This is a genomic window from Mycolicibacterium frederiksbergense (assembly GCF_012223425.1).
Lineage (GTDB): Bacteria > Actinomycetota > Actinomycetes > Mycobacteriales > Mycobacteriaceae > Mycobacterium > Mycobacterium frederiksbergense.
In genome coordinates this window covers 3,350,265-3,374,092 of the sequence record NZ_CP038799.1, presented here as the reverse complement: position 1 = coordinate 3,374,092, position 23,828 = coordinate 3,350,265, and the positions used below count along the sequence as shown (strand labels likewise).

Below are 23,828 nucleotides of genomic sequence, written 5' to 3'. Positions count from 1 at the left end.
CACCTGCCGATATTCACCACAGTGTGCGTGTGCGTACTGTGCGTTGGTGACGGGACAGGAGAACCGATGAGTTTCAAGAGCGTCATGGGCGCGGTCATCGTGGCCGTCGGCGCCGCCACCGCGCTCGCGGCACCGGCCGCGGCCGACGAACCGACCGAGACCGATCAGCAGTTCCTGGCGGCACTCACCGAGCACGGTGTGCAGGTCGGCACCGACTCCAAGGCGATCGACATGGCCCAGTCGATGTGCCGCAAGCTGGGCAACGGCGGCGACAAGGGCATCGAGAAGGCGCTGTACTACATCAAGGACAACGCCGACCTGTCCAACGACGAGATCACCACCTTCGCCGGTATCGCCGCGCAGGCGTACTGCGCAGAGAAGCTGCAGAAGTAGTCCGGCTAGCGCTCGACGACCCCGCGCAGCCCGTCCGCACCGAAGACCGGCTCCAGCATCGCCGACAGATCGGGTCCGCGCCGCAGACCGTGACCGCCGTCGATATTGATCACCTGACCGGTGATCCAGCCCGAGGCATCGCTGAGCAGGAACACCGCGGCATTCGCGATGTCTTCCACCTCGCCGTGGCGCGGCAGCGGGGTCTGGGCCGCATAGTCACCGCTGAGTTCCGGCATGGACAGGATCGGGGCGACCATATCGGTGGCGATCAGGCCCGGCCGGATGGAGTTCACCCGCACCCAGGACGGCCCGAGTTCGTCGGCGGCCAGCATCATCAGGTGATCCAGCGCGGCCTTGGTGACCCCGTAGGCACCGAACCAGCGGTGGGTGTTGCTCGCGGCGATCGACGAGATCCCGATGAAGGACCCACCGCCGCCGCGCACCAGTTCGCGCGCCGAATGCTTGAGCACGTACATGCTGCCGTTGACATTCAGGTCGACCGCGCGGCGCCAGCCCTCGGAATCGACCTGCGTCAGCGGGCCGATGGTCTCGGTGCCGCCCGCACAGTGCACCACTCCGTTCAGCCGGCCCGTCCACGCCGTCGCCGCGTCGACCGCGCGGGCCACCTCGTCCTCGTTGGTGACATCGGCGGGTTCGAAGCGCACCTCGCCATCCCCGGGCCCCGCGGTGATCTCGTCCACCGCCGCCGACAGCTTGTCGGCGTTGCGCCCGACCAGCATGGCGTTGCCGCCGCTGGCGACCACCTCCGCCGCCACACCCTTGCCGATACCGCTTCCACCGCCGGTCACCAGGACCGTCTGTCCTGCCAAAGTAATTTGCACAGCTACACATTTACACGGGTGCCGACGGCGATGGCCGGGACTTCGCCTAGAATTATGTGATGCCCGCCAAAACAGATAGCGCCGAGATCGGCGACGTCGAGCCCGTGGCCGACGACACCGCCAGCATGGCTCGCCGCGTGGTGGCCGCCTACGCCACCGACGCCGACGAATGTCGCACCTTCCTCGCCATGCTCGGTATCGGACCGGCAAAGCTCGAGGCCTAGGTGTCGATGGGAGTCGATACCGACGACTCCGCCCCGTCAGGGGGTCAAGCCGACTTCGTCGTGGTCGCCAATCGGCTGCCGATCGATCAGGTGGTACTGCCCGATGGCACCACCACCTGGAAGCGCAGCCCCGGTGGCCTGGTCACCGCGCTGGAACCGATCCTGCGCAAGCAACGCGGCGCCTGGATCGGCTGGCCCGGTGTCGCCGACGGCGACGAGGAACCCATCGTCGCCGACGACCTGCAGCTCTATCCGGTGCGGTTGTCCGCCGATGACGTCGCGTTGTACTACGAGGGTTTCTCCAACGCCACGCTCTGGCCGCTGTACCACGACGTCATCGTCAAACCGACCTACCACCGGCAATGGTGGGAACGCTACGTCGAGGTGAACCGGCGGTTCGCCGAGGCCACCTCGCGGGCCGCGGCCCCGGGCGCCACCATCTGGATCCAGGACTACCAGCTGCAGCTGGTGCCGAAGATGCTGCGCATGCTGCGTCCCGACCTGACCATCGGATTCTTCCTGCACATCCCGTTTCCCCCGGTCGAGCTGTTCATGCAGATGCCCTGGCGCACCGAGATCATCGAGGGCCTGCTCGGTGCCGATCTGGTCGGTTTCCACCTGGCCGGCGGCGCCCAGAACTTCCTGATCCTGGCGCGGCGGCTGATCGGCGCCAACACCTCGCGCGCCTCGATCGGCGTGCGGTCCCGTTTCGGCGAGGTCCAGATCGGGTTCCGCACCGTCAAGGTCGGCGCGTTCCCCATCTCCATCGACTCCGCCGATCTGGACCGCAAGGCCCGGGACAAGGCCGTCCGGCAGCGGGCCCGCCAGATCCGCGCCGAGCTGGGCAACCCGCGCAAGATCCTGCTCGGGGTCGACCGGCTGGACTACACCAAGGGCATCGACGTCCGCCTCACGGCGTTCTCCGAACTGCTGGAACAGAACCGCGCCGACCGCAGCGACACCGTGCTGATCCAGCTGGCCACACCCAGCCGGGAACGCGTCGAGAGCTATATCGAGATGCGCGAGGGCATCGAGCGTCAGGTCGGCCATATCAACGGCGAGTACGGCGAGGTCGGCCATGCGGTGGTGCACTACATCCACCGGCCGCTGCCCCGGGATGAGCTGATCGCGTTCTTCGTGGCGGCCGACGTGATGCTGGTGACCCCGCTGCGCGACGGTATGAACCTGGTCGCCAAGGAGTACGTGGCCTGCCGCAGCGATCTGGGCGGGGCGCTGGTGCTTTCCGAATTCACCGGCGCCGCGGCCGAACTGCGCCAGGCCTACCTGTGCAACCCGCACCACACCGACGGTGTCCGCGATGCCATCGAGCAGGCGCTGAATCAGACCGTCGAAGACGGCAAGCGCCGGATGCGCGCGCTGCGCCGCCAGGTGCTCGCCCATGACGTCGACCGCTGGGCGAGGTCGTTCCTGGACGCCCTGGCCACCGCTAAATCGGAGTGATGTAGCTGATCAACCACTTGCCGTCGATCTTCTGGTAGTCGACGCGCAGGCGGCTGCCGTCATAGATCGGCTGGTCGCGGTTCTCTTTCTCCGAGACCGTTCGGTTGATGTAGACCATCACCGCTGCCGAATTGCGCTGCGCCTCCATCACCCCGACGCCGACCACATTGGCTTGGCTCACCAGTTCACGCTGTCGAGCCTGAGGAATAATGTCGGATCTGGCTCGGTCCTCGAACTCTTTGCGGTAGGCGGGCGTAAGCAGCCTGTACGCATCGGTGAGGTTGCCCTCCACAGTCTTGTAGTCGTAGGTGAAGACCATCGGAATCTGCTGTTGCGCAAGCGGTCCGAGTTCCTCGCGCGCGGCCTGTTCACCGAGCGTCTCCACCCGCTGCCAATACAGGCCGCCTGCGATTGCTCCCAGGCTCACCAAGGCAACGGCAACCAGACCCACGATGCCGCTAACGATCCACCGCATCAGTTCCCACCGTTGGGGTAGTTGAGGTCGTGGGCCGTCATCCGCCCGTCATCACCCTCCATCACGATGATCCGCAGCCGGTAAGGCTGAGAGGGCCTGTTGTTGCCGTTGATGTCGCTAGCGGTAACCCGCGCCGACACCAACACCGCTGCGGTATTGCTGATGTCGTCGATGCTCTCGATCGCCGCTCCGTTGATCACCGTCTCCGAACTGCCACCGGTGTCACGGAAGATCGCCTTGAGGTTCTCGACGTTGTTGGCCTGACTGAACATGTCCCGCAACGGCCCACTGGTGCTTTCGTAGAAGCGGTCGACACTCTCGTCAATGGTGTCCTGCTTGAAACTGAACATGTTCACCACGGTCTGCGTGGCAGTGTCGACGAACCGCTGGTCACGGGTTTGCAGGGCTTCCGCGTCTTGTCGCTGCAGACCGAGCACCGCCACCGCGGTGCTCAGACCGACGACCATGACGAACCCGAACACCGATGCGACGATAGCGACCATGCGGTGGTTCGGTCGACGCCCTGGCAGACGCCGCACCTCACGCGTTTTCGGAGCAGGTTCAGCCACGGCCGGATCAGCCGTCGCAATGCGCACGACGGCCTGATCCGGCACACCGCTGGTTGGCCCGGCGGGGCGGGAGGCGCGGCGGCGGACAGATTTTCCCGTGGGTGCCATCAGGTCATCTCCGGATAAAGCATCAAGTCCACCCAGTTCTCCTGCGGCCGCATGTCGGTAACACCAGGCGCGTAGACCCCGGTGCCGCCGGCCGGGTCGACGAAGACACCGGTGTGCTGGTCATACATTCCGTACGCGGCCGCGCTGGCCTGTGGCACGTTCGGTGGCGCAGGTGGCGGCGCGGATGCCGGCGGCGGCGGATCGTAGGGCCCTGCGAACACGTCGGCCGGCGGGTTGGTGGCCCAACCCGGCGGCACCGCGGGCGGAGGCCACGCATCCGGGTACGGAGCCGGCGGGATCCATGCCGTCAGTGGGGGTGGCGGTGGGCCATCGTTTGGCGGAGGGATATACGGCCATGGTTGGTGCGGCGCAGGTCCTGGACCGGGTTGAACCCCGGGTGGCACCAGCCCGGGCGGGACAGGATATCCCGGGTCCGGATCATTCTCCGGCGGTATGTAGGGAAACTTATTTGGCGGCAGTATATTTCGCGCGTCCGCAGGTGTGTCGATCGGCACCGGCGGTCCACGCCATGGGCTGTTGCCGACCGGGACGTAGCCGCGCGGGTCCCGACACAGCTGGATCGTCGGAGCACGCTTGCCGGGGTATTCCTGACACGGGTAATTTCTCGCGCCACGCACCACCATCGGATCGTTCTGTGCAACTTTGCAGTACATGTCCGTGGGCAAATCGCGCAATGTCGTGTCACCGGGCGTGCGAATCTCGGTCGGAGGGAGGAATCCCGTATTGCACGGCGGCGGATCGTTGATCGAGATCTTGAAATCCTGCTTACCCCCCTCGTCAGCGGGAAGCTGTCCGCCGATTGTGAGCAGCGAGGCCTGCAGGGCAGGAAAAATGACAAGCGCCTGTTCGATCGACTTGCGGTAGATGACGCCGACTCGGCCGAAGTTGGCCAGGTTGGCCGCCAGCACCGGGAACGACGGGCGAATGCCTGAGAAGGTGTCGCTGGCTACCGCAGCCGCGTCCGGGGTGATCTGGAGCAGTGTCCGAAGTTGCGGATCCGCGTCTTTTACTTCGCTGGTGAAGCGCGCCAATCCGTCGGCCAACGACCGGATGTCCTCGCCGCTTCGAATCTGCGCTTCCAGGAACGGACCAGCTTGGTCTATCAGCGAGGAGGTCTGCGGCCAGCTCTCGTTGGCCTTGTCGACCAGTACCCGCACCGACTGGAGCAACCGCGCCAGTTCGGGGCCGGAGCCGTTGAAGGCTTTGAACGCTTCCCTCAGGAGGTCTTCGAGCCGGGCGCTGTCGACACTGCTCACCAGCCGGTCTGCCTCGCGCAGCAGCTCAGCGACCTCCTGTGGAATCGCGGTTCTCTCCTCCGGGATGACGGCACCGTTCTGGAGCGTCGTCGGCGAGGGATCGGCGGTGGGAACGAAATCCACGTACTGTTCTCCGATCGCGGAGACGCTCTTGACGGTTGCCGTGGAGTTCGCCGGGATTTTGACGTCGCTGTTGATCCGCATCTGCGCGGTCACGCCGTCGTCGGTCAAACGCACCCACTCGACGCGCCCGGCTTGTACGCCGCGGAAGGTGACGTTCGCATTCTCGTAAAGTCCGCCGCCGGCAACGAAATTTGCGGTGACGTCATAAGTACCCAGGCCGAGCCGGTCAGGAACACGGATGTATAGCAGAGCGATTGCGCCGACCGAGAAGACGGTCACGACCGCGAAGACCCACAACTGGATTTGCGTTGTTCGAGTGAACATTATTCCGGCGGCACCTCCTGACCCGACGCGGTTCCCGCCGGGATCTTGAACGGATCAGCTGCCTGCCCCGACAGATTCGCCATCTCTCCAGTCAAGAATTCCGGCGGATTCACGACTTCGGCAATGCGCTTCATATTCGGATCGAAGAACGACGTCGTGAAGATGGTCTCGCCGAGTCGTCGGATCGTGAGATCGAATGTCGCAAACACGTTGAAGTAGTCGCCGCGGGCGACTCGGTGCAGATTCTTACCCGGGAACGGGAAAGTAGCCAGGCTATCGAGGCTGGACACGAAATCCGAGCGGTTGTCGTTGAGCGGTTTGATGACCGCATACACGTCGATGAGGTCCTCGGCGAAATCGTCCTTGGTTTCGGCCAAGACCCGCGCCGAGACGGTGCCCAGCCTTTGCAGCGCGGCAAAAGCATCCACGATCTGGGCTCGATTTTCGTTGAGCACACGTAGCGCTGCCGGCAACGTGTCCAGCGTGCGGCCCAAACTGTCTTTGTTGCGCGCAAGGATTCCAGCGAAGCGGTTCAAGCCCTCGGCGGTTGCGATGATGTCTTCTGTCTGTCGATTCAAGGATGTGGCCAGGTCGGCGAGCCGCGGGATCAGCCCGGCGAACTGTCCCTCACGACCGGCCACTCCGGCGTAGAGCTCGTGCGTGATGTCCTGCAGCGCACCGAGATTGCCCTTGTTAACGACCACCCCGAGAGCGGATAGCACTTCCTCTGTCGTGGGATAGCGGCTACCTTGGCTCAGCGGAATCTGGGCACCGTCCCGCAGCTCGCCAACAGGCGGTTCGGCAAGCGGCGGGGCCAGTTCGATGTGCTGCGATCCCAGCAGTGACGTCTGTGCAACCTTCACGGTCGTGTTGGCCGGCAATGTGACATTGGAATCCAGGGAGAGTTCGACTGCCGCATAGAACGTTCCGTCCGGTTTTTGGACGGCCTCGATGCCCGACACGCTTCCGACGGTGACGTCGTCGACCATCACCGGTGAGTTCTGCGGCAGCGTGGCCACATCGGGCACTTCCACAGTGATAGCGAACGCACCTTTGCCATGACCCGCGGTGCCCGGCATGTTCATCGAGTTCAATCCGCCGAACTGGCAGCCCGCAAGCAGAACCACGCCGGAGCCCAAGACCAGGGTGCGGCGGGCGGCTCGACCAGCCCTGACTCGCGAGGACACGCGTGTCATGACCCACCTCCTGGCTGTTGTGGAAGGCCTGGCTGCAGACCCGGGACGGCCGCCTCGGCGGGAAGCGGACCGGGCGCAGGCGCAGCGGCCGGCGCAGGACCCGGTGGTGGACCAGCCGGCGGAATCACAGGGCCGAGTGTGAACGGCTGTGCAGGAGGCGGCGGACCGGGAGCAGGATTCTGCGGCAGAAGCAACGCACTGGGATCGCCCTCATTGCCCGCACGAGGCGGGAACCGTCCCTCAGCAGGTATCCATTCCAGGTGCGGGATGTAGGTCTGTGCCTTCGCCTCAGTCGCAGGAGTGTCGTAAATAACCTGGCCCTTGTACGCGGTGATCGTATTGACGCCGTGGGCCATGATCGGCGGATAGTTCACCGCCAGGCGTTTGAGCACCGGAGCCATCCGCTGACGACAGATCTCGTTCCGTTTGTCGTAGTCGGGCATCCCTGCGGCTTCGAAACCTCCGCAAATGAACTGCACGGGGTTGGCGAACTCGGGTAGGCCCAACAGCCCGTTGGCTGTGCCCTGGGCGGGGTTGTAAATGTTGTAGAAGTTTGCCATCGCGTTCGGCAAGACATGCAAGATCTGCTCGACGTCGTCGGTCTGGGTCGTGAGGATGCTGGTCAGGTCGGTCAACCTGTTGACGCTGCCGATCAGCGTCTCGTTGTGCTCGCCGAGAAAACCCCGAACGTCGGACAGAGCTTGGTTGAGACTGCCCACCGTGTCGTCCAACCCCACGGAGCTGTCGGCCAAGACCTGTGACACCGACGCCAGGTGCCCGCTGAACTGAACGATTTGCTCATTGCTCCTGGACAGGGCGTCGACCAGAATGTGAAGATTTTTCACAGTGTCGAACAGGTCGGTGCTGGAGTCGCCCAGTCGCCCGGCAGTCTGTGACAGCTCCCGCAAAGCTTGCCGGAAGGAATCGCCGTTGCCGTCGAAGGTGTCGGCGGCCTGATTCACGAACTGGGTGAGTGGCCCCTGGACCTGGCCGGCAGACGGTCCGAGAGTTTGACTCAGCCTGGTCAGCTCGGTCTTGACATCGTCCCACTCCACTGGCACGGCCGTGCGACCCAACTCGATGGTGTCGCCATCTGTCATCGCCGGGCCTTGTCGATAGGCGGGCGTGATCTGAATGAACCTTGCAGACACGAGGTTAGGCGCCAGCATCACTGCACGGGCGTCGGCGGGCAGCTTGACGTCATGCTGGATCCGCATGGTGATTTTCACGGCATCGGCCTGCGGTGAGATCGATTCGATCAAACCCACCGGCACACCGACGATGCGCACTTCGTCGCCCGGATACAAGCCCGCCGCCGAACTGAAGTATCCGACCACGGTGTAGTTGGAGACTCGTGGCCAAACCACATACGTCCCACCGATCAGACCGACCAGCAGCGCGCCTATGACGCCAAAACGCATCCATCGTCTCATGGTGTCTTAGGCCTTATGATCAATCGCTCGTTGATGAATCCACGCAACAAGTCAGCCAGGCTGTCCGGGATCTTGCCCGGTTGGAAGTAAGCGTCCAGCAGAAGAGCAGTCTGAGTGTTGTTCGGTATCGCATTGGGCAGGTTGACCATGAAACCCGAAGCGGATCCGACCGACTCGCCGAGCGCAGTGGCATATGGCGGTAGCCGCTTCAACGCCTCACTGATGTGCTCACGACGTTCGAGCAGATTGTCCAACACCGCATTCAACTTCTTCAACGCCGGGCCGAATTCCCGGCGATTATCGGCAACAAATCCCGAAAGCTGCTCGGAGACATCATCGATACCCGCGATCAGCGTACTGAGTGCGATCCGCCGCTCGTCGAGCGCGGCGAACAGTTGGTTGCCGTCGGTGACAAGTGTGTTCACCTGGCCTGCCCTGTCCGCGAGCATCCCGATCACCGATTTCGCACGTGCCAATAGCTGACCCAGCGCTTCGTCGTTGGCGTTGATACTGCTCGACAGCGTGGCCACCCCATCGAGCGTGCGGCGCAGTTCGGGCGTCGCGTCGCGAAATGAATTCGTCAGTACCGTCAATGCCTGAGTCAGCTGGTCTTTGTCGAGCGCAGCGGAATTCTGACCGAGATCCTGCAGGGCCGAATTCAAGGTATACGGAACTGTGGTGCGGCTCAGGGGAATAGAGGTCACTGATCCACCGCCCTGCGGCACGATACCCAGTGATCTCGCCCCCAGAACTGTATCCGTCCGGATCGACACCAGCGTCTGATCACCCAATCTGTGCTTCCGGTTCACGGTGAACGTCACACGCGCGGCATCGCCGGCGAGCCCGACATCGGTCACACTGCCGACGGTAATACCGGAGATGTTGACGTCATTACCCGGCGAGATACCGCTGGCATCGGCGAAGAAGGCCTCATACGATTTCCCCTGCGGATAAAACGGCAGAGAGCTGTAGCCGAACGCGACGAACAAGACGCACACCACTACCACGATGCCGAAGAAGCCCGCCCGTAACGTTTTATCCATTGTCAGAGCACCTGCCTTTAGAAAGGTCGGGCACGCCACCGATCGGCAGGTAGATGTCGCTGCCCGCCGGCCCGTTGAATTTGAGCGTCGTAGCGCATATGTAGTAGTTGAAGTAGGAGCCGTAGGCTCCGAGTGAGTTGAGCCGCAGGTAGTTCTCTGCCAGCGGTTCGATGACCTGGTTGACCTCGGCCTTGCGATTGTCGAACTCAGTCGCCAGCGGGCGGAGGTTCTCGAGGACGCCCTGCAGCGGTCGTCGCGAATCAGCCAGCATCTCCGTCAGATCTGTCGCCGTTGAGGCCAGCGGCGGTATCGCCCCCGCGATCGGGTCACGACCCGCCGCAAGCCCGCTGACGAGCTGCTGCAATTCGTCCACGCTGGAATCGAACTCGGCACTTTTCGCGTCGATGGTTCCCAGCACCTCGTTGAGGTTGTTGATCACCTCGGAGATCACCTGGTAGCGATCGCCCAGTGTCTGACTGAACGTCCCGGACTCCGAGAGCAACCGAGACAGGGCACCACCCTCGCCCTGCAGCAACTCGAGGATGGCGCCGCTTATCTGATTGATCTGCTCCCCGTTCAGCCCCTTGACCACCGGGCGCAGACCACCGAGCAGCGCGTCGAGATCCAAAGCCGGCTGGGTCTGCTCCATGCCGATCATCCCACCCACGGGCAACTTCCTCAGCTCGCCGGGACCGGTTGTGATTTCCATGAAGCGGTCGCCGACCAGGTTTTCATAGCGGATCACGGCCCGCGTCGACGTGTACAACTGATATTTCTTGTCCAGGCTGAACGCCACATCGACGGTGTTGTCGGCGTTTAACGTCACGGCGTCGACAGTTCCCACCGGCACGCCGGCGATCCGGACGTCGGTACCGCCGTCCAAGCGCGACGCGTCACTGAATGTGGCGTGATAACGGTTGCTCGCGGCGAACCGGAACTCGCCGAAGACCACCACCAAGCCGGCGGCCACGATGAGCATCACCACAACGAAGATGCCGACCTTGACCGGCAATGCCCGTTGCCCCATCAGAAGTCATCGCGTTCTGCGAAGGCACCGTTGAACAGGAACTGGAACGTCGACGGGGCGTCGACCTGAACCTCCGTGAACGGCTCGTAGGGAATGAGCGCGTTGTCGGTGACCAGGAACGGCGACTTGAAGAATGAGCCGCCGTACTGCTTGGTGGGAAGGTGCGGAAGGCCACGGCAGTTGGGCCCGCCCGACGCATTCACGATCGGCAGGCTCTCCGGATAGGTGTACGACGGCACGCCCAGCACGAAGCTGGAACTGACCATCGCACCAGGTTTCTTGCCACCGACGATATCCGCCCCGCGCTGGGCTCCAATCGCCACACCCTGCACGATGCAGCCGAGCACCGGCGAATATTCGCCCAGCACCGCGAGCGGCGCTCTCAGCCGCTGAATGGCGGCGATGTAATCGTCAGCCCCCGGCTCCAGCGTGGTGGCCCCCTCGTTGGCCAAACCGATCGCCGCGAGCAGTGTCGCGTTCAAATTCTCCTGCTCGCCTACCACCGTATCGCTGATCGCCGGCACATTGTCGATCACAGTCACCAGGCCGGGTCCGGCATCGCCGTAGATGTCGGTCACTGTCGCTAGCTGTGAGACGACGGACTCGAACATCGGCAACTTCGGATTCAACTGCGCAAGTAGCTGATTGAGTCCAGCTGCGGTGGCCCCGAAATCGTCACCATGCCCGCGCAAGCCCTCCGCTAGGGCCGACATGGTCGCGTTGAGGTGCGTCGGGTTGACCTTGTTCAACACATCGATCAGGTTCTGGAACAGCGTATTGGCTTCCAACTGCACCGCGTCGGCCTGGACGCTGGCTCCTGGTCGCAGCGGGGTATCGGACGGTTGTTCCGGCGCAAGGAATTCCACCGACTTCGCACCGAACACCGTCGTGCTCGCGATGCGCACCGGCGCGTTGGAGGGAACATAGCGCATCTCGTCGCGGTTGATGGCAAGCGTCAGCTTCGCCCGGTCACCGGAGTATGCGATGTCCTCCACCTTGCCGATTTGAATGCCGCGGTACTTGACCTTGGCATCTCTGTCCATGACCAGGCCAGCTCGCGACGAGGTCACCGTCACGGTGTCGGTCCGGGTGAAAGCAGCGGTGTAGGCGAGATAGGTGAGCAGCGAGAACGCGGCAATTATCGACGACAGTACTGCTGCGGCGATTCTGATCGCGGCGGTTCTCGGCACTGCGCTCTCCTTTCTAGCCAGCCAGGTTGAAGTTACCGGTGGCGCCATACACGCCAAGGGAAATGAGCAATGTGATGGCGACGACAACGATCAGCGACGTCCGAACCGCCTTGCCCACCGCGACGCCCACTCCTACCGGACCGCCCGACGCGTTGTATCCGTGGTAGGTGTGGACCAGCATGACCGAGATCGCCATCACGATCGCCTGCGCGAACGACCACAAGAGGTCGGTCGGTATCAGGAACGTATTGAAGTAGTGATCGTAGAGACCAGCAGATTGTCCGTTGACGTAGACGGTGATGGTGCGCGCAGAGAAGAACGCCGCCAACGTGGCAAGAGAATACAGCGGGATGATTGCCACCAGCCCAGCGACGATCCGGGTTGACACCATGTAGGACACCGAATGCACGGCCATCGATTCGACAGCGTCGATCTCCTCGGCGATGCGCATCGCCCCCAGCTGGGCAGTGGTGCCGGCGCCGATGGTGGCGGCGAGTGCGATGCCCGCGATGATCGGCGCCACTATGCGCACATTCAGGTAAGCACTCAGGAATCCGGTGAGCGCTTCGATGCCGATGTTGCCCAAAGACTGGTAACCCTGCACGGCGATGACGCCGCCCGAAGCCAAAGTGAGAAACGCCGCCACGCCGACTGTACCGCCGATGAGGATGAGCGCACCGGTGCCCAGTGTCATCTCTGCGATCAGCCGAAACGTTTCTCTGCGATACCGCCGTAACGCGTTCGGGATGTATCGGATCGATTCGCCGTAGAACAGCGCCTGCTCGCCGAATGAGTCGACGGCACGGGGTATCCGTCCCAGCACCCGCCGCAGGCGCAGGGTGACGTCGTAGCTTCCCAGCTGACTCATCAGTCGAGAACCCGGACGCCGATGGCAGTCATCAGCACATTGATCACGAAGAGACAGATGAAGGCATAGATGACGGTTTCGTTGACGGCTTCTCCAACGCCCTTGGGCCCGCCTTTCACGGTGAGCCCGCGGTAACAACCCACGAGTCCCGCCATCAGACCGAACAGCACAGCCTTGACTTCCGAGATGATCAGCTCGCCCAAACCGGTGAGAATGGTCAGGCCACTGATGAAAGCCCCTGGGTTGACTCCCTGGAGGAGCACGGAAAATACATATCCCCCGCTCAGACCGATCAGGATGACAAAGCCGTTGAGCAACATCGCCACGACTGTCGATGCCAGCACGCGGGGCACCACCAAGCGATGGATCGGGTCGATGCCCAGCACGCGCATTGCGTCGATCTCCTCGCGGATGGTCCGCGCGCCGAGGTCGGCGCATATCGCGGTCGCCCCTGCGCCCGCGACAACGAGCACAGTCGTTATCGGACCAAGCTGTGTCACGGTCCCGAATGCAGTACCCGACCCGGAAAGGTCAGCCGCGCCGATCTCGCGAAGGAGGATGTTGAGGGTGAAGGCGACCAGCACCGTGAACGGAATGGACACCAGGAGCGTCGGCACCAACGACACCCGCGCGATCATCCACGTCTGATCGAGAAATTCGCGGAACTGGAACGGCCTTTTAAACATCTTGACGAAGGTGTCGATGGCCATTTCCACGAACCCACCCACGGCCCGCGCCGGAGCCGCAAGCTGTTCGATCAACCTCGACTCCATTCTCGAACGGGGTTGGCGTCCCGCACTGGCGAAGAACCCGACAATAGCCGGAATCTGTCCGCTCTGGCGGTCTTTCCACCCTCGGTGTGCACGCTGCGCTTAGTGAGCGGGCTCATAGTAACTAGAACACGTTCACAGTGTCAAAGAACCGCAATCTTCGTGGAAATCTCCCGTTTTTGCTGGTCACAGCCGGTGTGATCGAGGTCATTCTAGAACGTGTTCTATCGGCTCCGAACCGCGCGGATATGCAATTCTCCGAAGTCAAGAACCCATCAGCGCAGTAGCGGAGAATCCTATTTCCGGATCCCTCTCAGCAAAGAAGTCCCCCAGCGTTGCGCTGAGTGCCGCCGGGTCCCAGGCGTCGCCGCCCGCGTCGAAACGCTGCGCGGCCACCGGCGCGGCAACCAGGGTCACCGTCGGGCCGTACACGATGAACAGCTGACCGTTGACCCGGTCCGACGCCGGGGACGCCAGGTAGCTCACCAAGGTGACGACATGTTCGGGTGACAGCGCGTCGACCTGACCCTCGCCGAGTTCGGGCGCGTCGCCGAACACGTCGGCGGTCATCGCCGTGCGTGCGCGCGGCGCGATCGCATTGGCGCGCACGCCGTAGCGGCTCAGGCCGCGCGCCGCCGACAGCGTCAATGCGGTGATACCGGCCTTGGCCGCACCGTAGTTGGCCTGCCCGACCGGCCCGGCGATACCGGCCTCCGAGGACGTGTTGATGATCCGGCCGTACACCTGACCCTCGGCCGACTCCTTGGCCTTGGCCTTCCAGTAGGTCGCGGCATTGCGGGTCAGCAGGAAATGCCCACGCAGATGCACGGCGATCACCGCATCCCAGTCATCGTCGGACATGTTGAACAGCATGCGGTCCCGGGTGATGCCGGCGTTGTTGACCACGATGCCCAGGCCCCCCAGCCGATCCGCGGTCTCCACCAGTTCGTCCGCGGTGCTGCGGGCGCTGATATCGCCGGCCACCGCCACGCCCTTGGACCCGGCGGCCTCGATCTCGGCGAGCACATCGGATGCGTCGAGCGCGCCGGCCATGTCGTTGACCACCACGGTCGCGCCGGCTCGGGCCAGCCCGATCGCCTCGGCGCGGCCGAGGCCTGCGGCCGCGCCGGTGACGACGGCGACCTTGCCGGACAGATCGATCGGATTTTCGTTCGTTGCGGTGTCTGGAGCCACTGTACGAATACCTCTAGTCTCTTTAGTCTTTTCGGATCAGGGCTGCCCGTGGGCATTCTGCGATGGACTGCTCAGCCAGGTCCTCCTGGTCGGCGGGCACCGGGTCGGCCTTCACCACCGCGTAGTCATCGTCATCGAGATCAAACAGGTCGGGGGCGATACCGAGACACACCGCATTGCCTTCGCAGCGGTCACGATCGACTTCTACGTGCATGACAACCTCCTCGCACTCCGGGTCAGGGCGGGCTGTCCCTGTGCTGTCCGACAATACCGCCCTGGACCGCAAGACTAGAACGTGTTACAACGAGACAGATGGACGGGTACCACCATGTGCCCGCCGGTGCACCGGCAACCAACCCCGAACAGTGAGGACGTCCCCATGCGGATCGGTTATACCGCCGAGCAGGAGGAGTTGCGCCGCGAACTGCGGTCGTACTTCCAGAAACTGATGACTCCGGAGCGGGCCGAGGCACTGGGCGCCAGCGATGGCGAGATGGGCCGCGGCAATGTCTACCGCGAAACCGTCGAGCAGATGGGCAAGGACGGCTGGCTGACACTGTCCTGGCCCAAGGAGTACGGCGGCCAGGCGCGCCCGCCGATGGACGGCCTGATCTTCAACGACGAGGCCTCGATCGCCAATGTGCCGGTGCCGTTCCTGACCATCAACTCGGTCGCGCCGACCATCATGCATTTCGGCACCGAGGAACAGAAGCAGTTCTTCCTGCCCAAGATCGCGGCCGGCAAGTTGCATTTCTCCATCGGCTACTCCGAGCCGGGCGCGGGCACCGACCTTGCCTCGCTGCGCACCACCGCCGTGCGCAGCGGCGACGAATACGTCATCAATGGCCAGAAGATGTGGACCAGCCTGATCGCCTACGCCGATTACGTGTGGCTGGCGGTGCGCACGAACCCGGAAGCCAAGAAGCACCGCGGCATCTCGATGCTGATCGTGCCGACCACCGCCGAGGGCTTCTCCTGGACCCCGGTGCACACCATGTCCGGGGTCGACACCAGCGCCACCTATTACCAGGATGTCCGGGTGCCGACCAGCGCCCTGGTCGGCGAGGAGAACGCCGGCTGGAAGCTGGTCACCAACCAGCTCAACCACGAGCGGGTCGCTCTGGTGTCGGCGCAGCCGATCTTCGTCGCGCTCAACGGTGTTCGCGAATGGGCGCAGAACACCAAGGATGTGCACGGCAAGCGGCTGATCGACTCCGAGTGGGTCCAGCTCAACCTGGCCCGGGTGCACGCCAAGGCCGAGGTGCTCAAGCTCATCAACTGGGAGCTGGCGTCCAGCGATGCCGCCCCGTCCCCGGCCGATGCGTCCGCGGCCAAGGTGTTCGGGACCGAACTCGCCACCGAGGCCTACCGCCTGCTGATGGAGGTGCTCGGAACCTCGGCGACGCTGCGGACCGGATCGCCGGGTGCGCTGCTGCGCGGGCGGGTCGAGCGCATGCACCGCTCCTGCCTGATCCTGACCTTCGGCGGCGGTACCAACGAGATCCAGCGCGACATCATCGGCATGGTCGCACTCGGCCTGCCCCGAGTGAACCGTTAAGGAACAGACATGGACTTCACCCCTACCGAAGCCTCCGTCGATCTCGGCGGCCTGGTGCGCACCATCACCGAATCGGTGGTCACCCCCGAGCACCAGCGCGTGCTCGACGGGCTCGACGATCGCTTCGACCGCGACCTGTGGGCCAAGCTGATCGAGGCCGACATCCTGTCCACCGCCGCCCCGGAGTCCTTGGGCGGCGGCGGATTCGGCGTCCTCGAGCAGGCGGCCGTGCTGACCGCACTGGGGCGGCAACTGTCCGCGGTCCCCTACCTGGAATCGGCGGTGCTCGCCGCCGGCGCGCTGGAGCGGTTCGCGTCCGAAGCGCTACAGCAGGAGTGGGCGGTGCCCGCCGTCAACGGCAGCAAGATCGTCACGGTGGCGCTGGACGGCGAGATGGGCCAGGGCCCGGTCCAGGCTGCATCCGTGGAAGGCCCTGAGGGTGCCGGGTTCCGGCTGACCGGGTCACGGACCCAGGTGGCCTACGGCCCGGTGGCCGATGCCTACCTGGTTCCCGCCGAGACCGAGGCGGGTACCAAGGTCTTCCTGGTGACCGCCGATGATCCCGCCGTCACGCTGAGCACGCTGGACACCACCGGCCACGGCGCGGTCGGCCACCTTGAGCTCGGCGGCACGAGCGTCGACGCCGATCGCGTCATCGGAGACGGCGAGGTGCTCGCCTGGCTGACGGTCCGGGCAGCGCTGGGCCGCAGCGCGTTCCAGCTGGGTGTGCTGGAACGCGCCCTGGAACTCACCGCGGTGTACGCCCGCGAACGTGAGCAGTTCGATCGTCCGATCGGCAGCTTCCAGGCGGTGTCGGCACGGCTGGCCGACGGCTATATCGACGTCAAGGCATTGCGCTCGACGCTCACCCAGGCGGCCTGGCGGCTGTCCGAGGACCTGCCCGCCGATATCGACGTGGCCGGCGCCGCGTTCTGGGCGGCCGATGCCGGCCACCGCGTCGCCCACACCGCCGTGCACGTGCACGGTGGGGTCGGGATCGACATGGATCACCCCATTCACCGGTACTTCCTGGCCGCCAAGCAGACCGAGTTCGCGGTCGGCGGGGCGACCGGCCAGCTGCTGCGGATCGGCCGTGAGCTGGCCGACACCCCCGTCTAGCCGGTGACCGGAACCCTCGGTCCCACCGTCACCGAACTGCTGGCGCCACTGATCGACGTCACTGATCGTGGTGTCTACGAAGGTGATTCGTTCAGCAGCTGGCGAGATCACATCGCCTCCGGCGCCCAGCTGGCGGCGGCGCTGGGCGCCCGGCTGGACCCTTCCCGGCCCCCGCATATCGGCGCACTGCTCGGCAACACCTCGTTCTTCTCGACACTGTTGGTGGCGGCCGGCCTGCGGGGCCTGGTCCCGGTGGGGCTGAATCCGACCCGTCGCGGCGCGGCGCTGGCCTCCGATATCGCCCGGGCCGACTGCCAGCTGGTCCTCACCGACGATCCGAGCGTGGTGCCGGCCGGGGTCGACTTCATCGACGTCGAATCTCCCTCGTGGGCAGCCGAGCTCGCCGGGTACGCCGGCGAACCGGTGGCTTTCGCCGACCTTGCCGGTGATGACCTGTTCATGCTGATCTTCACCTCCGGGACCAGCGGTGAGCCCAAGGCGGTGCGGGTGACCCATGACAAGGTCGCCTTCCCCGGACGGATGCTGGCCGAACGGTTCGGGCTGGGGCCTGAGGACACCTGCTATCTGTCCATGCCGCTGTTCCACTCCAACGCGATCATGGCCGGCTGGTCGGTGGCGGTGGCCGCCGGGGCCTCGATTGCGCTGCGCCGTAAATTCTCCGCATCACAGTTCATTCCGGACGTACGCCGTTACGGCGCCACCTACGCCAACTATGTCGGCAAGCCGCTGTCCTACATCCTGGCCACCCCCGAACATCCCGACGATGCCGACAATCCGCTGAAGTTCCTGTACGGCAACGAGGGGGCACCCCGCGATCTGCCCCGTTTCGCCGCCCGTTTCGGCGTCCGGGTGATCGACGGATTCGGTTCCACCGAGGGCGGGGTGGCGATCGCGCGCACCCCCGACACCCCGGACGGTTCGCTGGGACCGCTGACCGACGAGGTGGCGATCCTCGACGTCGAGACCGGGCAGCCGTGCGCTCCCGGCGTGGTCGGCGAGTTGGTGAACCCGACCGGTGCCGGCTGGTTTCGTGGCTACTACAACTCCCCCGACGCCGAGGCCGACCGGATGGCCGACGGTATCTATCACACCGGGGACCTGGCCTACCGCGACGAAGCCGGCTACATCTACTTCGCCGGACGGCTCGGCGATTGGATGCGGGTGGACGGCGAGAACCTGGGCACCGCCCCCATCGAGCGGATCCTGTTGCGCCATATCGACATCGTCGAGGTCGCCGTGTACCCGATCCCGGACCCGGCGGTCGGTGACCGGGTGATGGCCGCGGTGGTGCTCGCGCGCGGAGCGACCTTCGACGCCGAGGCGTTCCGCGGCTTCCTGGACGAGCAGCCCGATCTCGGTCCGAAGCAGTGGCCGTCGTTCGTCCGGGTGGCCACCGAATTGCCCCGCACCGAGACCTTCAAGGTGCTCAAACGCGAACTGTCCGCGCAGGCAACCGACTGCGCCGATCCGGTGTATCCGATCGGAGCGAACGTGAACTAGATCGCGACAATTTGGCGTTCACCCGCCATCGTCTTCACACTGAGCGGGATATGGTCCGGGCATGCCGATCACCCCATCCGCAGTATCACTTCAAGGACGGGTCGCGATCGTCACCGGTGGCGGCGCCGGCATCGGCCGGGGCATCGCCGCCGGCCTGGCCGCCTTCGGCGCCACGGTGGCGATCTGGGAACGCGACGCGACCAGCGCCGCCGCGGTGGCGACCGAGACCGGCGGGCTGGCCCTGGTGACCGATGTCCGGGATTCCGCACAGGTGGATGCGGCGCTGGCTCGCACCGTCGAGCAACTCGGGCCGCCGCAGATCCTGGTCAACAACGCGGGCGGCACCTTCAGCTCACCGCTGCTGGAGACGTCCGAGAACGGTTGGGATGCGTTGTACCGGGCCAATCTCGGGAGTGTTCTCCTGTGCACCCAGCGGGTCGCCCGGGTCATGGTCGAGGCGGCCGACGGCGGCAGCATCATCAACATCACCTCGATCGAAGGGGTCCGCGCCGCACCCGGTTACGCGGCGTATGCCGCGGCGAAGGCCGGTGTCATCAACTACACCAGGACCGCCGCGCTCGAACTGGCCGAACACGGCATCCGGGTCAACGGTCTGGCCCCGGATTTCACCGTGACCGAGGGGCTCGCCGCGATGACCGGGCCGCAACGTCTGCGGGATGCGGAGCGGATGGTCCCGATGGGGCGTGGCGGTCACGTCGATGAGATGGCCGGTGCCGCGGTGTTCCTGGCCTCGGATCTGTCCGGTTACGTGACCGGCCAGACGATTCATGTCGACGGCGGGACGCACGCCGCCGGTGGCTGGTACCGGCACCCGGAGTCCGGCCAGTACGTGCTCGGGCCCGGGTAAGAACATCCCGGCCGAATTTGCTGTCGCCGCCGATACCTGTCCGGGCGCATTTTTGAGTACTTCTACCTACCATGTAGAGGCAATTTCTGGGCTACGCTTCCGGACGAATGATCATGGCAAGTGTTTGCCATGAATAAGACTTTCACGACGAGGGGTTCATGATGAAGACATCTGCAGTTGCCGGTGTTGCCGCAATAGCCACCACATTGGGCTTGATCCTGTCCGGTTGCGGATCGGACACCAAGACCACCGAGGGGTCCGCCAAGGCCAGCGCCGCGGAATCCTCGGAGGAATCGACGAGCGAATCCGCACCGGAGACAACGAAGCCCAAGGTCGCCCCGCGCGACGAGGTCACCGAGGGATCCGGGCCGAACGAAACGATCGCCAGCTACATCCAGGAGAACGGCATCCAGGAGACCCCGGTCCAGCGTGGCGATCCGGGGTCGCCGACCATCGACCTGCCCTTCCCCGACGGGTGGGAGGATGCCGGTTCCGATACGCCCGAATGGGCCTATGGCGCAATCGTCTACACCGGACCCGAGGCCGCCGAGTACACGCCGAGCATCGTCGCGATCGTCTCCAAGCTGACCGGAAATGTCGATCCGCAGCGGATCATCGATCTTGCCGGTGGCGAGTTGCAGAACCTGCCGGACTACGAGGGCTGGAACGAGGGTGCGGTCAGCACCCTCGGTGAGTATCCGGCCTACCAGCTCGGTGGCACCTGGATCCAGGACGGTCTGACCAAGATCGTGGCGCAGAAGACGGTCGTGATCCCGGGCGCCGACGGGCTCTACGTCCTGCAACTCAACGCAGACGGCACCGAGGATCAGGCCGATATCGTGGGCACGGCAACCGATATCATCGACTCCGAGACCGTCATCACGCCCTAGTCCGGCCCATGCAGGAACGGCCCGAGCCACAACTGTGGACGATGCCGGCGCACCGCAGCTTCCACGCGGGCGCCGGCATCGCTGTACGGGGACACCGTGTAGCGGAAGCAGCCCGCCGACAGACCGGGTGCGGGGGCGGGGATCTCCTGCCAGTCACCGCGTAGCCGCGGATGCCGTGCGGCGTCGGTCGCATCGGTCAGGTAGATCTCCAGTCCCGCAATCGTTGTGGTCTGCAGACCACGGTAGGTTCCCGCGTACGATCCGAATCCGACAGCGGCGATCTCATGCCATCCGATGGTGTCCGTCGTGCCGCCGTCGAAGGGGTGGATACCGGCGGCATCCACCGTCAGGCCCATGCCGCGCACCGTCTTCGGGACCCGCCAGGCCACCCAGAGGAACGGCACGGCCAGTACCGCCACCCCTGCCCAGCGCAGCGCGAGGTCCGTCCCCCGATAGGACCCGCCGAGCAGATAGGCCAGCGGGACCATCCACAACGTGGCGGTCACCGCCAGGATGCCCGCGGCCAGCGCGGGGGTCCACCGCACCACAACGATCCGTTCGGCCATCCGGTGATTATCGGATGACGCAGCGGGTTCCGCTATAGACCGTCGGCATGCATTTCATGCAGTGCACGCACAGGCCGGCGGTCGCGGTCTCGTCCCGGAACCGGTTGACCAGTCCGGGATCCCGCAGCAGCGCACGGGCCATCGCCACGAAGCCGAAGCCCTCCGCCAGGGCACCGTGCACGGTGTCCAGCTCGTTGATACCGCCCAACAGGATCAGCGGCATGTCGAGTGCCTCGCGGAACTGGCGGGCCAGCGGCAGGAAGAAGGCCTCCTCGAACGGGTACTCGCGGAACAGTCGCCTGCCGATGACCCGTAGCCCGAGCCCGACCGGCGCCGGTTGGGAGGCGATGAACTCGGCCATGGGTACCGGTCCGCGGAAGTAGTACATCGGGTTGAGCAGCGAACTGCCCCCGGTGAGTTGCAGCGCGTCGAGGTGTCCGTCGGACTGCAGAAGCCGGGCGGTCGGCACGCTGTCGCCGAGCCAGAGGCCCCCGCGCACACCGTCGTCCATGTTGAATTTGGCTGTCACGGCCACGGATTCGCCCGCACAGGCGCGGACCCGCTCGGCCACCCGACGGGCCAGTTCGGCGCGCCGGGAAGTGTCCCCGCCGAATTCGTCGGTGCGGCGATTGAGGTTCGGGCTCAAGAACGAACTGAGGAGATAGCCGTGACCCATGTGGATCTCGACGGCATCGAACCCGGCCTCGACCGCATGGCGGGCCGCGGCACCGAACTCCTCGACCACGGCGTCGAGCTGGGCGGCGGTGGCGGCCTTGACCCGGCCCATCGCGGGAGCGCTGAAGCGGGCGCTCGGCGCCAGCGACGGGGTGCGGTTGGACAGCGTATTGGCGACCAGCCCGGCGTGCCCGATCTGAGCACATGCCAAAGCACCTTCGGCGTGCACCACGTCGGTCAGTCGACGCAGCGCCGGCACCTGGGCGGCATCCAGCACGATGGTGTCGCGGTGCACCCGGCCTCCCGGTGAGATCGCCAGATAGGCAACGGTGGTCATCGCCGCACCTCCGCGCGCCACATCGGCGTGGAACTCGATCAGTGCGTCGCTGACCTGGCCACGGGCCATCACACCCTCGAAGGTCGCGGCTTTGATGAACCTGTTCTTCAGCGACAGCGGACCCAGGGCGCCCGGCGCGAATGTTTTCGATACCATTGGCATCGAAATATAGCAGGAGGATCACATTGCGCATCGCGATCACCGGGGGCACCGGCTATCTGGGCGCCCACACCGTCCGCCGTCTGCTCGAGGCCGGGCATCAGATCCGGCTGCTCGTCGCCCCGGGTTGCGGCGGAGACCCGGTGATCCCACGCCTCGCCGCGCTCGGCGACGTGCACGTCCTGGACGGCGACATCCGGGCGGCCGGCACCGTCGCAGCCCTGTTGGAGAGGTGCGACGCCGTCATCCACGCCGCCGGGGTGGTCGGCACCGACCGCCGGCGCGAAGCCCTGATGTGGGACATCAACGCCCACGCCACCGAGGCGCTGCTGACCCGTGCCGTGGAGGCCGGGCTGGATCCGGTTGTCTCGGTGAGCAGCTACAGCGCACTCTTCCCACCACCGGATGGCGTGATCACCGCCGACACGCCCACCGCTGCGGGGCGCAGCCCGTACGCACAGACCAAGGCGTATGCCGACCGGATCGCGCGACGCCTGCAGGAGCGCGGCGCACCGGTGGTCGTCACCTACCCGTCCAGCGTCGTCGGCCCCGCCTTCTGGACCGCTGCCGGGGTGACCGAACGCGGCTGGGGCCCGATGGTGCGCGCCGGCGCCGCACCACGCATGCCCGGGGGGATGCAGATGATCGACGTGCGCGATGTCGCCGACGTGCACGCCGCGCTGATGCTCCCCGGGCGCGGACCCCGGCGCTATGTGTGCGGTGGGGTCATGCTGACGTTCGACACGATGGTCGACGCGCTCGAGCGGGGATCGGGCCACCGTATTCGGCGAATACCGCTTTCCCCCAGACTTTTTCGAGGCATCGGCTGGATCGCCGATCAATGCAGCCGGGTCGTGCCGCTCGGTGACGGCCTCAGCCACGAGGCGGCGACGCTGCTGACCGCGGCGACCCCGACCGACGATGAGCGCACGCTCACCGATCTCGGCCTGGCGGGCTGGCGTTCACCACAGCGCGCGATCATCGACTCATTCCGGCGGTAGGGCGCCCAGGGCGGTGCACAGCATCTGCACCAGCCGGTCCTGTAGCACCGGCGCGTCATCGTCGACGGCGACGGTGGTGACGAACAACGCCGCCCCCGCGGCCATCGCCAGCGCCGCGCGCGCATCCACCTCGGCGCCGTAGCCCTGCGCGGCGAAGAGCTCGATCGCCGGCCCGCTGAACCCGTCCCAGAGCGCGCTGCGCATCTCATCGTCCTCGCGCAGCGCCAGCAACAGACCGGGCACGGCCTCCCTGACATCGGGGCGACCGAACAACAGGTGGCTGCCGCGCACCACCCATTCGATCCACCCCGCCAGGTCGGTACCCGAGAACGGCGACATGTCGGGGGTCTCGCCGAGAATCGCGTGCAACACCAGTTCGGCCTTGGAGGACCAGCGCCGATTCAGGCTGGCCCGCCCGACCCCGGCGCGGGCGGCCACTAACCGCACGCTCAGATCGTCCCAACCGACCTCGACCAGCAGTTCCCGCGTCACGGCCAGCACGCGCTCGTCGATGGAGGCGTCCCGTGGCCGTCCCGTCATGCCACAGATTCAACCGCATCGGCCTTGGCCGGAACCGCCGGTACCAGGTATGTTGGGCGCCACCAGCAAGTTACTCA

25 protein-coding genes are annotated in these 23,828 nt (G+C 65.2%); 9 read left to right on the top strand and 16 right to left on the bottom strand.

Annotated elements, in window-relative coordinates:
• The first annotated feature begins 66 nt into the window (after positions 1–66).
• A complete protein-coding gene (locus EXE63_RS19275; RefSeq protein ID WP_082902037.1) occupies positions 67–393 on the top strand; it encodes a DUF732 domain-containing protein in 327 nt (108 codons plus the stop codon).
• A gap of 5 nt (positions 394–398) precedes the next feature.
• On the opposite strand, the gene EXE63_RS19270 is transcribed toward EXE63_RS19275, so the two are convergent.
• Positions 399–1,235: an SDR family oxidoreductase gene (locus tag EXE63_RS19270; RefSeq protein WP_067992856.1), complete on the bottom strand. Its 837-nt coding sequence runs from the start codon at positions 1,233–1,235 to the stop codon at positions 399–401.
• Between the two features lie 59 nt (positions 1,236–1,294).
• On the opposite strand from EXE63_RS19270, the gene EXE63_RS19265 reads away from it, so the two are divergent.
• Both EXE63_RS19265 and EXE63_RS19260 read left to right on the top strand, forming a co-directional pair.
• Positions 1,295–1,459 (top strand): hypothetical protein, encoded by a 165-nt coding sequence (locus EXE63_RS19265; RefSeq protein ID WP_105361631.1) that lies wholly within the window; start codon positions 1,295–1,297, stop codon positions 1,457–1,459.
• 6 nt (positions 1,460–1,465) lie between these two features.
• On the top strand, positions 1,466–2,920 hold the full coding sequence (locus EXE63_RS19260) for an alpha,alpha-trehalose-phosphate synthase (UDP-forming) (RefSeq protein WP_168143245.1): 1,455 nt from the start codon (positions 1,466–1,468) through the stop codon (positions 2,918–2,920).
• Here the strand turns inward: EXE63_RS19260 and EXE63_RS19255 are convergent.
• The 12 genes from EXE63_RS19255 to EXE63_RS19200 form a co-directional block, all read right to left on the bottom strand.
• Positions 2,907–3,395 (bottom strand): nuclear transport factor 2 family protein, encoded by a 489-nt coding sequence (locus tag EXE63_RS19255; protein WP_168143244.1) that lies wholly within the window; start codon positions 3,393–3,395, stop codon positions 2,907–2,909. The two genes, EXE63_RS19260 and EXE63_RS19255, sit on opposite strands and share 14 nt — an antisense overlap.
• Positions 3,395–4,072 (bottom strand): Rv1363c family protein, encoded by a 678-nt coding sequence (locus EXE63_RS19250; RefSeq protein WP_168143243.1) that lies wholly within the window; start codon positions 4,070–4,072, stop codon positions 3,395–3,397. Before EXE63_RS19250 ends, EXE63_RS19255 begins: the two co-directional genes overlap by 1 nt.
• Positions 4,072–5,796: an MCE family protein gene (locus EXE63_RS19245; RefSeq protein ID WP_168143242.1), complete on the bottom strand. Its 1,725-nt coding sequence runs from the start codon at positions 5,794–5,796 to the stop codon at positions 4,072–4,074. The genes EXE63_RS19250 and EXE63_RS19245 overlap by 1 nt, the downstream gene beginning before the upstream one ends.
• On the bottom strand, positions 5,796–6,992 hold the full coding sequence (locus EXE63_RS19240) for an MCE family protein (protein ID WP_168143241.1): 1,197 nt from the start codon (positions 6,990–6,992) through the stop codon (positions 5,796–5,798). Before EXE63_RS19240 ends, EXE63_RS19245 begins: the two co-directional genes overlap by 1 nt.
• On the bottom strand, positions 6,989–8,425 hold the full coding sequence (locus EXE63_RS19235; RefSeq protein WP_168143240.1) for an MCE family protein: 1,437 nt from the start codon (positions 8,423–8,425) through the stop codon (positions 6,989–6,991). Before EXE63_RS19235 ends, EXE63_RS19240 begins: the two co-directional genes overlap by 4 nt.
• Positions 8,422–9,468 carry an MCE family protein gene (locus tag EXE63_RS19230; protein ID WP_168143239.1) on the bottom strand — a complete coding sequence of 349 codons (1,047 nt, stop codon included), beginning with the start codon at positions 9,466–9,468 and terminating at the stop codon, positions 8,422–8,424. The genes EXE63_RS19235 and EXE63_RS19230 overlap by 4 nt, the downstream gene beginning before the upstream one ends.
• Positions 9,461–10,495: an MCE family protein gene (locus tag EXE63_RS19225; RefSeq protein ID WP_168143238.1), complete on the bottom strand. Its 1,035-nt coding sequence runs from the start codon at positions 10,493–10,495 to the stop codon at positions 9,461–9,463. Before EXE63_RS19225 ends, EXE63_RS19230 begins: the two co-directional genes overlap by 8 nt.
• A complete protein-coding gene (locus tag EXE63_RS19220; RefSeq protein ID WP_168143237.1) occupies positions 10,495–11,685 on the bottom strand; it encodes an MCE family protein in 1,191 nt (396 codons plus the stop codon). The genes EXE63_RS19225 and EXE63_RS19220 overlap by 1 nt, the downstream gene beginning before the upstream one ends.
• A 13-nt stretch (positions 11,686–11,698) precedes the next feature.
• A complete protein-coding gene (locus EXE63_RS19215) occupies positions 11,699–12,553 on the bottom strand; it encodes an MlaE family ABC transporter permease (RefSeq protein ID WP_168143236.1) in 855 nt (284 codons plus the stop codon).
• Positions 12,553–13,314, bottom strand: coding sequence for an MlaE family ABC transporter permease (locus EXE63_RS19210; protein WP_168143235.1), 762 nt, complete (start codon positions 13,312–13,314; stop codon positions 12,553–12,555). The genes EXE63_RS19215 and EXE63_RS19210 overlap by 1 nt, the downstream gene beginning before the upstream one ends.
• A 273-nt stretch (positions 13,315–13,587) precedes the next feature.
• Positions 13,588–14,517 (bottom strand): 3-oxoacyl-ACP reductase, encoded by a 930-nt coding sequence (locus EXE63_RS19205; RefSeq protein ID WP_209999758.1) that lies wholly within the window; start codon positions 14,515–14,517, stop codon positions 13,588–13,590.
• Positions 14,518–14,539: 22 nt separating this feature from the next.
• Positions 14,540–14,731 (bottom strand): ferredoxin, encoded by a 192-nt coding sequence (locus EXE63_RS19200; protein WP_083059533.1) that lies wholly within the window; start codon positions 14,729–14,731, stop codon positions 14,540–14,542.
• A 165-nt stretch (positions 14,732–14,896) separates the two neighbouring features.
• On the opposite strand from EXE63_RS19200, the gene EXE63_RS19195 reads away from it, so the two are divergent.
• From EXE63_RS19195 to lpqN, 5 genes are all read left to right on the top strand, one after another.
• Positions 14,897–16,075, top strand: a complete 1,179-nt coding sequence (locus tag EXE63_RS19195; protein WP_168143234.1) for an acyl-CoA dehydrogenase family protein — start codon at positions 14,897–14,899, stop codon at positions 16,073–16,075.
• A 9-nt stretch (positions 16,076–16,084) separates the two neighbouring features.
• On the top strand, positions 16,085–17,194 hold the full coding sequence (locus EXE63_RS19190) for an acyl-CoA dehydrogenase family protein (protein ID WP_168143233.1): 1,110 nt from the start codon (positions 16,085–16,087) through the stop codon (positions 17,192–17,194).
• 3 nt (positions 17,195–17,197) lie between these two features.
• Positions 17,198–18,715, top strand: coding sequence for a long-chain-fatty-acid--CoA ligase FadD17 (gene fadD17, locus EXE63_RS19185; protein ID WP_168143232.1), 1,518 nt, complete (start codon positions 17,198–17,200; stop codon positions 18,713–18,715).
• Between the two features lie 61 nt (positions 18,716–18,776).
• Complete coding sequence (locus EXE63_RS19180) at positions 18,777–19,583, top strand: SDR family NAD(P)-dependent oxidoreductase (RefSeq protein WP_168143231.1); 807 nt, start codon at positions 18,777–18,779, stop codon at positions 19,581–19,583.
• Positions 19,584–19,744: 161 nt separating this feature from the next.
• Positions 19,745–20,473, top strand: coding sequence for an envelope biogenesis lipoprotein LpqN (gene lpqN, locus EXE63_RS19175; RefSeq protein ID WP_168143230.1), 729 nt, complete (start codon positions 19,745–19,747; stop codon positions 20,471–20,473).
• On the opposite strand, the gene EXE63_RS19170 is transcribed toward lpqN, so the two are convergent.
• Positions 20,470–21,039 (bottom strand): hypothetical protein, encoded by a 570-nt coding sequence (locus tag EXE63_RS19170; protein WP_168143229.1) that lies wholly within the window; start codon positions 21,037–21,039, stop codon positions 20,470–20,472. The genes lpqN and EXE63_RS19170 overlap by 4 nt on opposite strands.
• Before the next feature lie 7 nt (positions 21,040–21,046).
• Complete coding sequence (locus tag EXE63_RS19165) at positions 21,047–22,207, bottom strand: NADH:flavin oxidoreductase (RefSeq protein WP_168143228.1); 1,161 nt, start codon at positions 22,205–22,207, stop codon at positions 21,047–21,049.
• Positions 22,208–22,236: 29 nt separating this feature from the next.
• Between EXE63_RS19165 and EXE63_RS19160 the strand changes: the two genes are divergently transcribed.
• Positions 22,237–23,211 (top strand): NAD-dependent epimerase/dehydratase family protein, encoded by a 975-nt coding sequence (locus EXE63_RS19160; RefSeq protein ID WP_168143227.1) that lies wholly within the window; start codon positions 22,237–22,239, stop codon positions 23,209–23,211.
• Here the strand turns inward: EXE63_RS19160 and EXE63_RS19155 are convergent.
• A complete protein-coding gene (locus EXE63_RS19155; RefSeq protein ID WP_168143226.1) occupies positions 23,197–23,751 on the bottom strand; it encodes a helix-turn-helix domain-containing protein in 555 nt (184 codons plus the stop codon). The genes EXE63_RS19160 and EXE63_RS19155 overlap by 15 nt on opposite strands.
• Positions 23,752–23,828: the final 77 nt, after the last annotated feature.

Bases quoted from the DNA above. Each gene is read 5' to 3' on its own strand.
- EXE63_RS19275 (WP_082902037.1), top strand. From the start codon at position 67: ATGAGTTTCAAGAGCGTCATGGGCGCGGTCATCGTGGCCGTCGGCGCC.
- EXE63_RS19265 (WP_105361631.1), top strand. From the start codon at position 1,295: ATGCCCGCCAAAACAGATAGCGCCGAGATCGGCGACGTCGAGCCCGTG.
- EXE63_RS19260 (WP_168143245.1), top strand. From the start codon at position 1,466: ATGGGAGTCGATACCGACGACTCCGCCCCGTCAGGGGGTCAAGCCGAC.
- EXE63_RS19255 (WP_168143244.1), bottom strand. From the start codon at position 3,395: ATGCGGTGGATCGTTAGCGGCATCGTGGGTCTGGTTGCCGTTGCCTTG.
- EXE63_RS19250 (WP_168143243.1), bottom strand. From the start codon at position 4,072: ATGGCACCCACGGGAAAATCTGTCCGCCGCCGCGCCTCCCGCCCCGCC.
- EXE63_RS19245 (WP_168143242.1), bottom strand. From the start codon at position 5,796: ATGTTCACTCGAACAACGCAAATCCAGTTGTGGGTCTTCGCGGTCGTG.
- EXE63_RS19240 (WP_168143241.1), bottom strand. From the start codon at position 6,992: ATGACACGCGTGTCCTCGCGAGTCAGGGCTGGTCGAGCCGCCCGCCGC.
- EXE63_RS19235 (WP_168143240.1), bottom strand. From the start codon at position 8,425: ATGAGACGATGGATGCGTTTTGGCGTCATAGGCGCGCTGCTGGTCGGT.
- EXE63_RS19230 (WP_168143239.1), bottom strand. From the start codon at position 9,468: ATGGATAAAACGTTACGGGCGGGCTTCTTCGGCATCGTGGTAGTGGTG.
- EXE63_RS19225 (WP_168143238.1), bottom strand. From the start codon at position 10,495: ATGGGGCAACGGGCATTGCCGGTCAAGGTCGGCATCTTCGTTGTGGTG.
- EXE63_RS19215 (WP_168143236.1), bottom strand. From the start codon at position 12,553: ATGAGTCAGCTGGGAAGCTACGACGTCACCCTGCGCCTGCGGCGGGTG.
- EXE63_RS19200 (WP_083059533.1), bottom strand. From the start codon at position 14,731: ATGCACGTAGAAGTCGATCGTGACCGCTGCGAAGGCAATGCGGTGTGT.
- EXE63_RS19195 (WP_168143234.1), top strand. From the start codon at position 14,897: ATGCGGATCGGTTATACCGCCGAGCAGGAGGAGTTGCGCCGCGAACTG.
- EXE63_RS19190 (WP_168143233.1), top strand. From the start codon at position 16,085: ATGGACTTCACCCCTACCGAAGCCTCCGTCGATCTCGGCGGCCTGGTG.
- EXE63_RS19180 (WP_168143231.1), top strand. From the start codon at position 18,777: ATGCCGATCACCCCATCCGCAGTATCACTTCAAGGACGGGTCGCGATC.
- lpqN (WP_168143230.1), top strand. From the start codon at position 19,745: ATGAAGACATCTGCAGTTGCCGGTGTTGCCGCAATAGCCACCACATTG.
- EXE63_RS19170 (WP_168143229.1), bottom strand. From the start codon at position 21,039: ATGGCCGAACGGATCGTTGTGGTGCGGTGGACCCCCGCGCTGGCCGCG.
- EXE63_RS19165 (WP_168143228.1), bottom strand. From the start codon at position 22,207: ATGGTATCGAAAACATTCGCGCCGGGCGCCCTGGGTCCGCTGTCGCTG.
- EXE63_RS19155 (WP_168143226.1), bottom strand. From the start codon at position 23,751: ATGACGGGACGGCCACGGGACGCCTCCATCGACGAGCGCGTGCTGGCC.